Source organism: Raoultibacter phocaeensis, assembly GCF_901411515.1.
Lineage (GTDB): Bacteria > Actinomycetota > Coriobacteriia > Coriobacteriales > Eggerthellaceae > Raoultibacter > Raoultibacter phocaeensis.
Window position 1 is genome coordinate 1,697,152 of sequence record NZ_CABDUX010000001.1, and the last position, 15,426, is coordinate 1,712,577.

11 protein-coding genes are annotated in these 15,426 nt (G+C 58.8%); 7 read left to right on the forward strand and 4 right to left on the reverse strand.

What is annotated here, in order from left to right:
* Positions 1-17 precede the first annotated feature (17 nt).
* Positions 18-1,442 (reverse strand): response regulator transcription factor, encoded by a 1,425-nt coding sequence (locus FJE54_RS06765; protein ID WP_139651933.1) that lies wholly within the window; start codon positions 1,440-1,442, stop codon positions 18-20.
* Between the two features lie 241 nt (positions 1,443-1,683).
* Between FJE54_RS06765 and FJE54_RS06770 the strand changes: the two genes are divergently transcribed.
* Positions 1,684-3,420, forward strand: a complete 1,737-nt coding sequence (locus tag FJE54_RS06770) for an FAD-dependent oxidoreductase (RefSeq protein WP_139651934.1) — start codon at positions 1,684-1,686, stop codon at positions 3,418-3,420.
* A gap of 112 nt (positions 3,421-3,532) precedes the next feature.
* Here the strand turns inward: FJE54_RS06770 and FJE54_RS06775 are convergent, their stop codons facing one another.
* Complete coding sequence (locus FJE54_RS06775) at positions 3,533-5,059, reverse strand: helix-turn-helix domain-containing protein (protein ID WP_180326609.1); 1,527 nt, start codon at positions 5,057-5,059, stop codon at positions 3,533-3,535.
* Positions 5,060-5,138: 79 nt separating this feature from the next.
* Positions 5,139-6,764: an FAD-dependent oxidoreductase gene (locus FJE54_RS06780; RefSeq protein ID WP_139651936.1), complete on the reverse strand. Its 1,626-nt coding sequence runs from the start codon at positions 6,762-6,764 to the stop codon at positions 5,139-5,141.
* 316 nt (positions 6,765-7,080) lie between these two features.
* Here FJE54_RS06780 and FJE54_RS06785 point away from each other — a divergent pair, with 316 nt between their 5' ends.
* From FJE54_RS06785 to FJE54_RS06810, 6 genes are all read left to right on the forward strand, one after another.
* Positions 7,081-8,550 (forward strand): helix-turn-helix transcriptional regulator, encoded by a 1,470-nt coding sequence (locus FJE54_RS06785; RefSeq protein WP_180326610.1) that lies wholly within the window; start codon positions 7,081-7,083, stop codon positions 8,548-8,550.
* Between the two features lie 215 nt (positions 8,551-8,765).
* On the forward strand, positions 8,766-10,457 hold the full coding sequence (locus FJE54_RS06790) for an FAD-dependent oxidoreductase (RefSeq protein ID WP_139651938.1): 1,692 nt from the start codon (positions 8,766-8,768) through the stop codon (positions 10,455-10,457).
* Positions 10,458-10,483: 26 nt separating this feature from the next.
* Positions 10,484-11,008 (forward strand): hypothetical protein, encoded by a 525-nt coding sequence (locus FJE54_RS06795; RefSeq protein ID WP_139651939.1) that lies wholly within the window; start codon positions 10,484-10,486, stop codon positions 11,006-11,008.
* A 190-nt stretch (positions 11,009-11,198) separates the two neighbouring features.
* Positions 11,199-11,429 (forward strand): antitoxin, encoded by a 231-nt coding sequence (locus FJE54_RS06800; RefSeq protein WP_139651940.1) that lies wholly within the window; start codon positions 11,199-11,201, stop codon positions 11,427-11,429.
* The gene (locus FJE54_RS06805) at positions 11,429-11,839 is read left to right on the forward strand and encodes a type II toxin-antitoxin system VapC family toxin (RefSeq protein ID WP_139651941.1); all 411 of its coding nucleotides are present in this window, start codon (positions 11,429-11,431) and stop codon (positions 11,837-11,839) included. Before FJE54_RS06800 ends, FJE54_RS06805 begins: the two co-directional genes overlap by 1 nt.
* Before the next feature lie 175 nt (positions 11,840-12,014).
* Positions 12,015-13,526 carry a response regulator transcription factor gene (locus tag FJE54_RS06810; RefSeq protein WP_255467259.1) on the forward strand — a complete coding sequence of 504 codons (1,512 nt, stop codon included), beginning with the start codon at positions 12,015-12,017 and terminating at the stop codon, positions 13,524-13,526.
* Between the two features lie 107 nt (positions 13,527-13,633).
* On the opposite strand, the gene FJE54_RS06815 is transcribed toward FJE54_RS06810, so the two are convergent.
* On the reverse strand, positions 13,634-15,355 hold the full coding sequence (locus tag FJE54_RS06815) for an FAD-dependent oxidoreductase (protein ID WP_139651943.1): 1,722 nt from the start codon (positions 15,353-15,355) through the stop codon (positions 13,634-13,636).
* Positions 15,356-15,426 lie beyond the last annotated feature (71 nt).

Genomic DNA, 15,426 nt, shown 5'->3' on the forward strand with positions numbered 1-15,426 from the left:
TTTCTGGCGAGAAGCGCTTACAGCACCTTGCACGTTTCGATGAGCTCTTGCTTGCTGTGTACGCCGAGCTTCTTGTAGATGTGTTGGATATGGGTCTTGGCGGTGGAGTTGGAAATGTAGAGGGCGTCTTCGATGCTGGCAATGGTTCTGTCTTCAAGAAGCATGGCAAGGATCTCCTCCTCGCGCCTGGTAAGCCCCTTGATTCGCGCGATGTAAGCCGCCTTCTCAACCGTACTTTGACGATTGTCGGTACTCTCGCCTGCCGTTTTCTTACTGGAAAGCGTCATGCCCCACGTGCTGGTGAAATCCTTGTCGCTCATGAACACGACGAACAGGATGACGATCACCGTGGCGATGAGGCAGACGCACAGGCTGTAGATCGTTACGCTTTGCAGATGTGCGTCGAACGAGGCATGAACCGATTGCGAGATGATCTGGGCAAAGGCGAGGGCGCTTTGGGTGAACCCGAATGTCCACAACGGGTTGACGCCGTACCGAAACGTTATGTTGCACAAGACGGCGGTAATGAAGATGCTGAACAGCGTGTAGGCCCCATTGGTCAGAAGCGAACCGACAAGTGCGGCGTTGGGTAGGTCGATGAGAGAGCAGAGCGCGCCCGCTACCGCCATCGGCAGCGAGATCAGATATAGCGAACGTACGCTGAACCGCTTGAATAGCAGCAGGATGACGACGAGTACGATACCCGAAACGATCAGGACGCCGAAAAGGGCGTATCCTCGTCCGGACCCTGACAGAAATCCCCGCAAGAAATTGTTACAGAAGGTAAAGCCCGCGAACAGCACAACGGGCTTGAGGGGAAACGACCAACCCGACGAAACCGCTTCGCCCTGCGCGAAAGAAACGCGCTTGATCCTCTGCGAGCTGACCAGCAGAAGCGCTACCGATATAAGAGGAAAGGCCACGATGGCTGCTGAGACGAAAACGGTGGAACTAACAAGCGTGAGCGAAAACGAGAGAAACGACGAGAGCACATGCGTTGCCGTGTAGTAAGCGAGGACGTGGCGCATGTCCATGTTTGCGTACAACTCCATCCAGGCAAGGTAGAGAGGTACCGTGCCGATGCTGATGACGATTGATCCGCAGGAGTTCAACCACAGTGCCGACGAGGCACCTGACGAACGGGACGCGATGGTAAGAGCGGCACCGAGCGAAAGAACGATGGCCGCAGCGATAAGCAGGCGATGTTTCTTGTGCAGCGGGGTGATTCTTGTCGAGAGGAAGGCTGCCGCTGCAAACAGGAGCATTTTCGCAAGCGGACCGAACGGGAATTGGCTTTGCGCGACTGCCGAATCGTCGATTGCGTAGGTGCTGAGTGAAAGCGACGTGCTGAACGAGACCATAAGGAAGAATCCGAGGAAACAAAAGCTCGGAATTGCTTGGCTCGGTTTGGCCTTGGGCGTGTTTGCGTGCTCGATATCCATAAACCTCCATCCCTGCCGCTATTCTACTATCGGTGCGACCCGTCGAGCGCGAGGATGCGGCATCGCGCCTCTGTGCACTCCGTTACTCCTGATCAGATACTAGTGTATGAGAAAAATCATCCTACAAACTCATCTCCCTCTCGCCTTCCCGTACACGTCTTTGCGTTGCATAGTGCGCCTATCGCATCGGGCTTTTGTCAGCTAAACGATGCGCGGTACGTGAAACCAAGGAGGAATCGACATGAAAGAGATTTCAAGAAGGAACTTCATCGGGGGAGCGGCGGCGTTCGGTCTGGGCCTCGGAGCCATGGGGCTTGCGGGTTGCGCGGCGGGCGAGCCTACTTCGGCCGATGCTGACACGGGGTCTGCAGGCGGGCGAGATGTGCAGGATGCGACTGGCGCTCCCTCGTTTTTGCAGGAGCCCGACCCGATTACGGACGACCAGATCACGCAAACCATCGAAACCGAGCTTGCCGTCGTGGGTCTCGGCGTTGCTGGGGTGTCTGCCGTTCGTTCTGCTGCTGAAGCAGGAGTTAAAGTCGTCGCGATCGAAAAGTGCTCTGAGCCTAACTGCCGTTCGTCTCAATTTTCGGCATTCAACACCGAAAGCGCCCGTTCGATGGGCATCGAGGACATCGAAGCGACCGAACTTGTCAACGAACTCATGATCCAGATGAGCCACCGCAGCGATTTCAGAATCCTCAAGAATTGGGCAGATCACTGCGGTGAGGCGTTCGACTGGTACGCTTCGGCCTATGACGATCTCGTTTGGGTGCATCCTGGCGACGAGACGCCGAGCGAGGATACGGTGTACGTGAGCAATAAAAACACCTATCCTCCCTATGAATACGGGCGCGATCATGAAGTCATCTTCAGCGGTACGCTCTCGTTTACGGCACCCGACAAAGGCGGTCAAAAGCCCGTCTTCCTTGCAAACTTCGATAAAGCCCAGGCCACGGGTAATGTCGACGCCCACTTCGACTGTCCAGCGCGCCAGCTCGTCAAAGAGGGCGACAAAGTTGTGGGTGTGATCTTCCAGAGCCTCAACGACCAGACCTATACTAAAGTGCTGGCTTCGAAGGGCGTCGTGCTTGCGACGGGCGACTATGCGCGCAACGACGAGATGGTTGCGCATTACCTGCCGTGGATTTACGATCAAAAGGAAAAGTTCACCTTCACGTATATGCATCAGGATATCGAAGGGAACTTCGCCGATATGGGCGACGGCCACCGCATGGGCTACTGGGCGGGTGGAAACATTGAGGCGGGGCCGCATGCCGCGATGGCGCACGGCGATTTGGGCAAGCTTGGCGTCGATGCGTTTTTGCAGCTGAACGGCAACGGCGAGCGCTACATCAACGAGGATTTGACGAATGACCATTTCGGTTCCGCGTTGATCCGCCAACCTGGCAACGTGATCTACCAGATCTTCGACTCGAGGTTTCCCGAGCAGCTTTCATCGATGCAAGCCGGCCTCGGTACGAAGAGCAAGATCTCGCAAGAAGATATCGAAGCGATCGATGAGTGGACGAGCGCAAAGGGCGATACCGTCGAAGATCTGGTGGCTAACCTCGGGGTTGAGGCCGATGTTGCCGAGACCATGCAAGCGCAAATCGCACGCTACAATGAACTGTGTGCAGCCGGCAAGGATGAGGATTTCGGAAAGGCCCCCGAGCGCATGTTTGCCTTGGAAAATCCGCCGTTTTATGCCATTCGCTATGCGGTGGGCGAGCCGGGACTGAGCGGCGCTTCGCAGGATGCCCTCCGCTGCCTCGTAACCATGAGCGGTCTTTCGACTACGAAGGACGCCGAGGTATGCGATGCCGATCTTGAGGTCATTCCTGGTCTGTATGCCATCGGTAACGTCCAGGGCGGCAGGTTCCTGGCGGATTATCCCGCAACTATCGCTGGCGCGAGCCACAGCATTGCGATGACGTACGGTTATCTGACTGGCAAGCATATCGCCGAAAGCGCCTAACGCAAAAACCGACCATCGTCGTCTCTCGCCAAAACCTGCGCCCGCATGCACCTTCGCATGCGGGCGCAGGGCTTTCGGCTGCGGTCATGCAGCGCCTTCTTGTGAGAAAACTCTACTCTGCGGCATCCCGCTGCATCAGGTCGATCCGATCGTCCTTGATTTCGCGGACTCGTGCTTCCACCATATTGTCGAGTTCTTTGCGGGAATGGATGTCGCATTTTTGATAGATGTGGCGGATGTGGGTTTTGACCGTCTCTTCCGAAAGGACGAGCTCGACACCGGTATCGGCGCGGCTCTTTCCTTGGGCGATGCGCTCAAGAACGTCTCTTTCCCGATCAGACAGGTGGTAGATATCTCCGATCTGGGCGCAGCAAGAAGCCAGTATCTCGGCATCGCTCGAAGCCTCGCTGGGTTTCGCCATGCCCCATGCCTCGAGCAGGTTGTTGTGGCTGACGAGTGACAGGGCGGTAAGCATAAGCAGGAAAAGAACGCTGGCGACGAGCAGCGATACATCGGTTGAAGCAGGCAGGGGATGGAGGATGGTGAACATCTCGAACCCGAGAAATCTTCCGAGAAGCAGCGTGCCGATGCTGAATCCGCCCAGCCAAACCGGGGAAACGTTTCTGTGGCGAATGAGATAGGCGCACAAACACCAGATGAGCATGTCGAAGCATCGGTACCCGATACAGTACACGCCGTAGCCCCAGGCTGAAACCTCGGTACCGAACAGGCACAAGAATGCGCCTGTAGCCATGATGACAAACGATATTCGATAGATCATGTAGTTGAAGTTCATTTTCAAGCCGAGGGTAATCAGGGCAAACAGAACCGATGCAACGAGGAACCCGACAATGCCGAACGTGTACCAAGCCGCCGTTCCGAACGATCCTGTGAAGGACAGGCTTTGAAACGTGCCGAAGGAAAAGCCCGCTACCGCCGCGGTTACGAGCAGCTTCCAGGGTGCACGCGTCTTTTCGGGAAAGATGATGGCTGCGTTTGGGGCGCTGTTGTCGTTGCCGGGCTGCTTGGACATGAGAAAAGCGCAGAAGGCACCGCAGGCGCCGATGGCTGCCGGCATGAGCTCCCGAATCGTTTGGGGGATGAAATTGAGTGAGAATATGAGCGCGGTGCCGAGTATGGAGCCGCATACGACAAGTGCAATGGTTTTCTTCGGCCCTGTTCGGCCAAACGCTTTCATCCATTCAAGGAACAAAAGCGTCTGTCCGACGCCTGCGAAAACCGGCCAGATAGAGGAGATTGTTGCATAGCCCGGATCGAGATAGTCAGATGGAAGCTTGCTGAGCAAAACGAAAAGCGCCGACGCGGCAACATAGCATACGCCGGCAATGGCGGCGATGGCGGTGCTCGGGAGCTGTGCTGCCGATTTTCTGAATCCGAGGCCGAGCGCTATACCGCATAAGCCGATGATGAGATAGGTAAGATTCGATCCGAGCCATACGGGCGATCCGACGGTTCCTGCATTTGCGTATACGAGCGTTGCAGACGTGCAGCTCCAAGGCCAAGCGCATACACAAGCGAAACCAATCCACAGTGCGGGCTGGGATGCGGCGGTCTGGGCAAATGCTTGCAGCGATTGTTTGATTGCGCGCATGTCGCGTCTATCTTCGGTATTCGGCATCCGGTCATCCACCCCCTTGCGGCGAGTATAGCATAGGGGTGCTCCCCGTTTTTTTTGCGGGGAGCACGGGACCGAACGGTTAGGCGGTTGCGTTGGCTGCTGCTGCAGCTCCGGCATAGCGGCCAAAGCAGAAGCACATGCACAGCGATGTTCCCGATTGCGGGTAAAAATACCCGATCAAGTGGCCGTTAGCCGATTCCCCGACTGCGTAGAGGTTCGGGATAATCGAGCCGTCGACGGCCATGACCTCGCCGTTTGTGTTCGTACGCATTCCGCCTGTTGTGCCGGAAAGGGCGGTTGTCTGTACGGTCATGTCGATAGCGTAGAACGGGGCAGTAGCTAGTGGGTTGAGCAGCGTGAATTCCTTGTCGATGACGTCGAGATCGTATTCCTTCGGATCGTCGGGATCGAACACGCGGCCCATGCGCGTGGCGGGCTTGTTAAACTCGGGATCTTCGCCCGCCGCGCAGTAGCCGTTGTAATCCTCGACGGTTTTCGTGAGCGCCGCAACATTGACGTTCATCTTGCGGGCGAGCTCTTCGATGGTGTCGGCTTTGACAATCGTTCCCGACTCGAGGCCTTTTTCGCCAGTTTGACCCGCGACCTGCTCGTAGAGGGGCGAATCGTACAAAGCCCAATACTCGGTGATGCCCTGCTTGTAGGCAATGCCGGCGCGATCGAGGAAGTACAGGTTCTCGTTGACCCATCGTTTGCCCTCGCGGTTGACGAAGAGCCCCTGGCCGGGATTGTCGCTGTATCCACCGTCGACGTTTACGAAATACGCCATGGTTCCGCCCGGTGCCACCACATCGGCTCCGACTGTTTTGGCCTGCAAAAGCGCGAACCCTTTCGACTCGCCGTCGAAGGTCGAGCAATTGGGGGTGTGGGGCGCGTAGAGGCGCAGCAGATCGGATGAGCCGCCGAAGCCGCCAGCGGCGACGATGAGCGATTTGACGTTGAACAGCGTTCCCGTACTTCCTGAAACCGTTTCGAGTCCGGTTACAGCGCCCGAGTCATCGGTAATGATTTTAGTCGCCTCAGTCGAGAAGCGGAACTCGACGCCAAGCTCTTCGGCTTTGGCTTTGAGCGGTTCGAGGTAGGCCTTCACCCCATCACGATCAGCGCTGGTGACAAAGGTGCGCGCGGGTACTTGGAACGGGTTGGTGGGCGGTACGGTAACGCCCACGATATCCACTCCGTGCTCGATGAGCCAATCGATCGACTCAGCTGAATGCTTGGCAGCGAAAAGCTGGGCTTCGGTGTCCATAAACGAATCGCTGTCGGGGTACTGGTTCCAGAATGCGACGAGCTCTTCGGGCGTCCAGTCTTCCCCCAGCTCTTTTTGGAACGACGTTCCGATTGCCGTGATGCTGTGGGCGTAGACCTTTTTCAAGCCATCGAGTTTTTCGAGCACGATAACCTGCGCGCCTCCCTCGGCGGCAGAGATAGCTGCGGTGAGCCCTGAAACCCCCGTGCCGATGACGACGACATCGGTATCGACGGTTTCGGTCATTTCGGCTGGTGCTGCGGCCGAGGTCGTATTGGCCGAATCCTCTTCAGCCGCCGCTTTCGGCTTTTCCTCGCTTGCGGGGGCGCAACCGAACATGCCCGCTGCAGCGATGCCAAGCGCGCCGACTCCCGCCCCAGCAAGAAACGTTCGCCTGGTAAATCCCGGCTTTTCGGAATGCTCTGTCGTGATACTCATGGTTCCCTCCTTCGTATCGGAATTGCGCTTATGCGCTGCTGCGAACGATACGGCGCTGCCTCTGGCGGCGGTATCCCCCGAACGGGAGTGACTTGTGCAAATCCCTGTTCACCCGCCGCGGGGGATGCGCTTACCAGCGCAAACGGCCTATTGTGCTAATCGATCCTTTTCGCTTTGCCGCGCGATGCTTTCAGTCTGCTCGCTTCTGCCGTGCCAATCGGTGGTAGAATGCATGCAATTGCCATGGAGCGCGGAAGGGCGCGCTCGGGAAATCCGCGGCGAAATGCATTGCCGTAAAGCGATCCGAGGGATTCTGTTGTCATTCACGAAAGCGAAAGCGATAGCCAAAACGTTGCGCTGGCATCATATCGGCTTTGCGTTTTTGTGGGCGACGACGTTTTCGGCTCTGTTGTACCCCGATTCGGCTACGCCGGGCGAGATGCTCACGTTCAAGACGGTCAACCTCTCCTGCACGATCGCCGCGGTATTGATCATGGTCCTCATCGTGCGGGCGAAAGGCAAGGAGCAGCCCGATTCGCGGGTAGCCTTTGTCGCGGGGCTTTTGCTTGCCTGTGGTGCTGCCTTGTTTTACGCGGGGTTCTACGGCGAAGGGCCGAGGGTTCCTTTCGTGCTTGCTTCGGGAGCGCTTGTCGGTTTTGCAAGCGGTACGTTTTACGGGCTGTGGCAGTTGTTCTTCACCTCGGAGGGCGCTACGCGCACGGCGCTTTACATACCGCTTTCGGCCGTAGCGTCGGCGATTCTGTGCTTTGCCATGCAGCCGCTTTCCCTTCCCGGTACGGTTGCGTGTGCGGTGATAGCCTTTCCGCTTCTTGCCGCCGTCTCGCTGTACAGGGCGCTTGCCGAAATAGAGGCTGCTCCGTCCGACGATCGTGCGTGCATGGATATGGTCCTTGCACTGAAAGACCTTTGGAAGCCAGTCTTCTGCGTCTGCTCGATCGGGTTCGTGTGGAAGCTGGCATCGAATCTGCTCGCCGATCCAGGCTCCCCGACGCTCATCGTGGTGCTCGGCGGCTTCGGTGCAGCAGCGCTTGTCATCGCGCTCATTGAATTGTTCTCGGAAAAGGGTTTCGAGGTGCTCCGCTCGTACCAGGTTTTGTTTCCCCTGATAACGGGAGCGTTCTTGCTTCCCATCGTGTTTGGCATGGAGTATGCGCCTATGCTTTCGGGCATGCTCATGTTCGGCTTTGAAATCGTCAACCTCCTGCTTATCGTCACGTGCGCCGTCTATGCGAATGAGCGCGCTATGCCGTCGATCTACGTATACGCGCTCGGTTTGTGCCCGGTATACGCAGCCATGTTGGGCGGCGATGCGATTGGGGCGCATCTGGGCTCTGCGTTCGCGCACGACCTTTCGTTTGTGGTGAGCGTGCTGTTCATGTGCGTCTACGTGCTCTCGATCACGATGTTTCTCGTCTCGTGGACAAGGCAGCGCAAGCGCGGACGCGACGAAGACCGAGACGGTGAAACGGATTCGGGAGGCGCGAAGCGGGACGGTGAGCCGGCTGCGCCCTCGCCTGAGGTCGATTTCGAGGAAGCTTGGAACGCCTCGTTCTGCTCGCGCCTCGACGAGCTGGGCGTCGTCGACCCCCTGAGCCAGCGTGAGCGCGAGGTGGCGGCGCTTTTCGTGCGGGGCAACAGCGTTGCGGCAATCGCGAAGAAGCTGTTTATATCGGAAAACACGGTTCGGGGCCACGCTAAGAGCATCTACCGCAAACTCGACGTCCACTCGAAGCAGCAGCTGATCGATCTGATGGCTCGAAAGTAAGCTGCCTCGCCCGCTTCGTCTGTCTCGCCCGCCCGTCTGCTTCTTTGGGTGATACCCATTACTTTACCAGGCAAAACGTAAAAACAACCTGTTTTATGGGGTGTGCGGCGCCCTGTTGTTTCCTACTATCGGTGCACGGTTTCGTACCAAACTGGAAAAGGATTCCGGTATGCGAATGCGGAACCGAAGAGACCGATTCTTTAGGAGGGAATCTTATGAGCGAAACGAAATCAGGTATCTCTCGGCGCGATCTGCTCAAGGGAGCGGCACTTTCCGCTGCGGGCGTTGCGGCGCTCGGCGTGGTGGGCTGCAGCCCGGCGGCATCGGGCGAGGGAACGGCTTCGAGTGCGAGTGGCGATGCGGGGTCGGATGCCTCGCAGGCGAAGCATACCTGGGAGATCAAACCCGAGCCTATCACCGACATCGCCGAAACCGTGGACACCGAAGTGCTCATCATCGGCGGCGGCTATTCTGGCACGTGCTGCGCGCTCAATGCGGCGGAAAACGGAACCAAGGTCGTCCTTGTCGAGAAGGATACCGTGCTCAACGGACACGGTGTCGGCGGCACGGGTGCGGTGGGGTCGCGCGAGCTCGATAAGCTCGGCGTCACCGTCGACAAGCCGATCGAGATGGAGCGCTGGGTGGCAACCTGCGGCAACCGCTGCCGCGAATCGCTCGTGGCCAAGTGGTTCCGCGAGTCGGAGCGCTGCATGAACTGGCTGCTTGACGTGGCCGAATCCGACGGCGCAAGCTGCATGGTCACCGTGGGCTCGCGCAGCGTCGTCCACCCCGAGATCGATTGCTACCATATGATCTACGGTGGCGAGACCACCTCGGACATCATCAACATCGCGAACTACATCGAGTACCTCTTTATGAAGAAGGCCGAAGAGACCGGCAACGCCGAGTTCGTGTTCGAGATGCCGGCAGTACAGCTCGTGCAGGACGAATCAGGTGCGGTCACGGGAGCTATCTGCGAGAACTCCGAGGGTAAGTACGTGCAGTACAATGCCTCTAAGGGTGTCGTACTTGCCACGGGCGATATCAGCTACAACGACGAGTACCTCGAGGCGTTCGCGCCCATCGGCCTCAAAGTCATGACGCGCCTGTGCTCCGATCGCGGCAACGTGGGCGATGGCCACAACATGGCAGCCTGGGCGGGCGGTGCCTTCCAGGACGGCCCGTGGCCCACAATGATGCATCCGCAGGCGGCGGCGACCTACCACGGACCCTTCCTGTTCGTAAACCCCGACGGCAAACGCTTCATGAACGAGGCAACCTGGGTGCAGGGCAAGTGCGTCGGCGTTATGGTCAATGGGGGTTACGATCACGCATGGTCGATCTTCGATGCCAACTTCGAAGCCGACAATACCGACAGCCTCCAGTACGGCGGCGGCATGTTCTGGGATAGCTTCCGTCCCGTGGGCTCCACCTACGAAGACGCTTCGAAATCGCATGCCGAGGGCGTCGAGAAGGGCGTGACCGACAATCCCGACAACTACAAAAAAGCCGATACCATCGAGGAACTCGTTGCGCAGCTCGACGTTCCCGCCGATGTGGCCCTTGCGACCATCGAGCGCTACAACGCGTTGTGCGAAGCGGGCGAGGATACCGATTTCTACAAGGAATCCCACTACCTGTACCCGATTAAGCAGGGCCCCTTCTACGCCTGCAAAGTGGGTCCTGGCCTGCTCGGCGTGTGCGGCGGCATCCACATCTCAGATAATTTCGAGGTGCTCACCGCCGACAACCAACCCGTTTCTGGACTTTACGCTATCGGCAACTGCGCGGGCGACATCTACGCCTACGACTACCCGATCAACGTGCAGGGCAACAGCCACGGCAGGTGCCTGGTCGAGGGCAAGTGCCTCGGCGAGCAGCTGGCCGGCGTATACGAGGAAATCTAAGGCGAGTTGGCGGAAGCGAGGGTGCTGTGAATATCGAAAACGTTTGCGCTTCCGATGCGCCTGGTGCGTGCGAGCGCTCGGTCGACGAGATGTTCGAGCACCTCGAGGCGCTCTGCGACGCGCTGCCTCGCATGGAAGAGCTCGGCGCACGGGTAGCGAAAGCAACGTGCGCTCGCGAGGCCGTTGAAGCCGATCGCCGCTACCGCATCGTGCGCACAGAGCTTGACGAGTTCGAAGCGCATGCGGCCGAAGCTCTGGCGCTGGCCGAACAAGCCCGCGATGCAGGTAGGCCTAAAGAGGACATCGAGCTCTACGAACGTGATCGGCTGTACTTCGCCGCCATGCGCGGCTTCAAAGTGGGACCTTCTCAAAACGAGCGTGCTGCGGTTGAGGAAGCACTGAAGGCGGGCGGGTTCGCCTCGATCGACGAGGCGAACGACGCCGTGCTTCCAAGCGATGAGCTTTCAAGGCTTGCGGGGGAACTCGAAGCGTATCGGGCCGATTACGCCGAAACGCTTGCAGCGTGTCAGGAGGTCGAAGGGCAACGCTGAGTGCGTGCACCCGACGCAGCGGAGGCTTCAGGGCAGGGGCGAGGTCGATGCGGCCTCGCCCTTTCTCGGTTTCAACCTGCTGGGCAAGCGGCGATCGCGATGCTGGCACCGTGTTCGTGGCATTCGTCCGCTCGCTTGTTCGGCTTCCTTCTTTCAAGTATACTTGTGAATATACTTGAAAGGAGCTGCGATGGCTCAGATCTCGCTCTACCTCGAAGATGAAACCATGGCTGCCCTGCGGAAAAAGGCGACGCTCGCCAACGCGTCGCTCTCGAAATACGTGGCCGACCTCATTCGCAACGACGTGGCAAGCGGATGGCCGACGGGGTACTGGGACCTGTTCGGTTCCATCGAAGATGAAACATTCTGCGAGCCGGAAGAGCTTTCGTTTTCGGTCGACGGCGTGCGAGGTGCTTGGTGATGCTGTTTCTCGACACCTGCGTGTGCATCGAATTTCTCCGAGGCACCATGCCGAATGTTTTCAAAGCCCTTAAGGCGCACGACCCCCAGGAAATTGCGCTACCTGCGGTGGTCGAAGCCGAACTTCGATGCGGGGCCCTCAAAAGCGCCAAGCCCCAGGAAAACCTTCTGAAAGTCGAGTTGTTCCTTGCGCCGTTCAAAAGCATTCCGTTCGATTCCCCGTGTGCCGAGGAATACGGGATCATCAGAGCCGAGTTGGAAAAAGACGGCAGGGTTATCGGGCCGAATGACCTCATGATAGCCGCAACAACACGAGCCCACCTCGCAACCCTCGTTACCGACAACGTGAAGGAATTCGAACGAGTTCGGGGACTCGCCGTCGAATCATGGGACGTTATTGCGTTTGATTAGAAAGAATGCGCCGAGCGGTATTCGCAATCTTTACAGCACCATAGGTTTCGGGATGAGGTTATCCGATTGCGGCTATAATGGATCGAACGAACACATGCCCGGTGAAGCGGGCGAACAGAGAAAGCCGATTGATTCAGTGAGCAGCGGTAACCGACAAGAGCAAGGCATTGCGCGCATGGTAGCGCGCTTCACGCCGCTTCGTCGGTTCGGATGGTCTTTCTTGCTCGCATGGGTGTTCTGCGTGTTCTACACCGAAGTGGTGGAGGGGTATACGGGAAAGCTCGGCGTGTGGTACGGCGCGTACGGTCCGCTCGAGCTTTTGTTCTTCACCGGGTTTCCCGTGTTCATGTCGGTTGTCATGCTTGTTGCCATCGTGCTCGGCGAAAAACGGTTCGGCTCGCCGACTGAACATCCCTCGCTTTTCTTGGTCGCGCCCGTTGCAACGGCGCTCTCGACGCCGCTTCTGTTCAGCCTTACGGGCGATGTCGCGCTTACGGTTGCCCTGTTCGTCTTCGGCGCTGTGCTCACCGGGTTCGGCAGCGGGTTCATGTGGGTGATGTGGGGTGAATACTATGCCCGCATTTCCCAGGAAGACGGCGAGTTTCTCGCTCCCTTGTCGGCGATCTTCTCGGCTCTGCTCGTGCTGCTCGTATCGGCCATGGACGGCTGGATCGCGCTTGCATTCGTGACATCACTGCCGCTTTTATCGGGGCTGTGCTTCTATCTTTCCTGGAAGGATGTGAGCGGTGCCGCCACCGCGGAGCATTCGGGGGCGTCGGAGCAGAAAGCGTACGACGATGCGCGCAACCTTGCCAAGCAAAGCCTCGTGAGCGTGCTCGCCTCGATGGGTCGAGCAGGGCTCGGCATCCTGGTGGCATGCTTGTTCGTGTGCTTGCTCGGAACGTTTTGGCAGGCTCCCGATACGCATGCCCCCGAGTTCCAGGCGGTGCTGCTCGCGAGCATCGCGTTCATGGCCGTGGTCTCGTTCGCTTCGACGATTGGTCCCCGGCGCATCTCGATTGCGTTTCTCTATCGGTGGATGTGCCCTGCGCTCGTGATGGGATTTGTGGCGTTGATCCTGTTCGGCGCAGGTTTGGGAGGCTACTGGGCGTTTCTGGTGTCCATCGCCGCCCGCTTCGCCTTCTGCGTGATAACCCAGCTGTACTTTGCGCGGTATGCGGTGGCGGGAAAGGCGACGGCGGTGCAATCGTACGGCCTCGGCTGGATCTTCGTCCATCTCGGCGATTTTCTCGGCGTCATGCTGTATACGGGTTTGACCGAACCTCTCGGCGATGGCAGCCTTTCGGTAGTGCAGGTGGCTGCGGTGTCGATTGCGGTGCTCGTGGTGGTTACCATGTTCGTGCTGAACGATACGAAGAGCTTTGCGTTCAACCGAGGGGATGCGGTTGAAGGTTCTGAAATTGCCTCGCCGATGCAGTCCGAGGGGGTGGACGGTCGGGAGCGTTCGGGCGTTGAGTTGTCCGACCGGATTTACGAGCTTGCGGTGCGCTTTGAGCTGACGCCCCGCGAAACCGAGGTGTTCGAACTGCTCGCACGGGGTAGGTCCATACCCTATGTGCGCGATGCGCTCGTCATATCGAAGGAGACGGCGGCGACCCATGCCAAGCACATCTACGCGAAGCTCGGGGTCCATTCGCGCCAAGAGCTCATCGATCTGGTGCACTGAGGCGGGCATGTGCCGTTGTGAGGCGGGTGCGCACGGTTGCCGGGAACGAGCGAAAGGCCTCCACGCGGAGGCCTTTCAGAGGAGGGAAACGGACTTTCAGGGAGCGCCTATTCGGCGCCGAGTGCGTGCTTTGCCGCGATGCGGGCGAACGTGGCCACGCGGCCGGCGTTGATGCCGGTGAAGTTGCTCGGGTAGTTGTGCGGATAGAAGCCGCCCTGGTCGTTGCCGCAGACGTACAGGCCGTCGATGGCGGTTCCGTCTTCGCGCAACGGCTGGCTGTTGGTGTCGGTTACCACGCCGTGCGTGGTGACGAGCAGCTCTCCCGAGATGCGGGCAGCATAGTAAGGGGGCTCGTCGACGGCGCTCATGCGAAACGCTTCCTTGCCGAAGTCTTCGTCGACGCCCTTTGCTACAAGCTCGTTGTAGCGCTCGACCGAAGCGACGAACGCGGCGGTTTTGTCGGCATCGAAGCCCATTGCCGAAGCGAGTTCTTCGAGTGTGTCGGCCTTCTTGATGGCACCGCTTTCGAGGTTGGGGGCGAACCAGAAGTTGTCGAGGTGCTCTTTGCTCATCGCCTCGCAGTCGTACACGTCGGCGTTGAACGCGGTGCCCGAGGGGGCGGGTGCCAAGCGCGAGCAACCGCAGGTGTCGAACTGCACGATGTCGTCCCAGTAGCTCTCATCCCATACTTCCCACGAGAAGTGTCCGGGCTGGTTGAGGCCGCCCGAATAGCTCATCGGGTAGCACTGATCTTCGTTCATGAAGCGCTCGCCGTTTGCGTTCACGTGCAAGAACGGCTGGCTGCCCGGCAAGAATATCTGGCCCTGCCACGGGCGGCCGAACTCGGTGTCGTCGTTCATGAGGCCGCGGTTCCAGATCATGCACGAGCCGCCTTGTTCGAGGTATGCGCCCGCCCAGAGCGCCATCCGGATGCCGTCGCCCTCTTCGGTTACGCTGTCCCCGAGCACGCAGTATTCGGATACGACGGGGCAAAGATCTTGGAGCATCTCCTCGTTTGCGCCGTAGCCGCCCGTGCAGATGATGACGCCCTTGCTTGCGTTCACTTGGATGTTGCCGCGATCTTTCGAGGTGGCGATGACGCCGGTGACTTTGCCCGTATCGTCTTGGACGAGCTGCTGCGCCGGGGTGGTGAACAGGATTTCGCCACCGAGCTCCAAAAACACTTCGCGCATCATCTCGAGGTGCATGTAAGCGCCGTAGTTCGGGCCGTCGGGGTTGTACTCGTCGAGGCAGGGGTTGTAGCACATGGCGGGATAGTACGCCTCGGGGGCGAGATCGGCCGAGGGGCGATGCCATTCGAAGGGGAAGAGCATGCCCTTGGGCTCGAGCGTCTCTTTCATCCACTCGATCATCTCACCCGATTTTTCGGCCCATGTCTTGTACATGAGCATGTTCGCATCGCCCGACTGCGTCATGTTGGCGTGGTTCATGAGCTTGGCTGGGTCTTCGTAGTGATCGGGCTCGAGGTTCGAGTTCAAGGCGCCGATGGCTTCGCGTGCGGCAGCGATGTTGCCGCCCTTTTCGAGCACGATGACCTTAGCGCCTTCTTGTGCGGCGGTGGTGGCGGCAACCAAACCGCCGTTGCCCGCGCCAACTACGACGAGATCGGCTTCGAGCGTTTCTGCGATATCGGTGATCGGCTCTGGCTTGTCGCGCCATGAGGTCTGCGTGCTTTGTGCTTGATTTCCCGAAGCAGGTTCGCCAGTAGCGCTCGGCGCGCATCCCGCAAGTGCGCTCGTTGCCGCAAGCGCGCCCGTTGCGGTAAGGCCTGCGATGAAGCTGCGACGGCTGATGGTTTTCTCTCCCATAAATTCCTCCCAAAGTAGTGAACAGTACGCTCTCGTTCTCCCGCGCTTTGCCGAATGCTTTGGCGGATGCG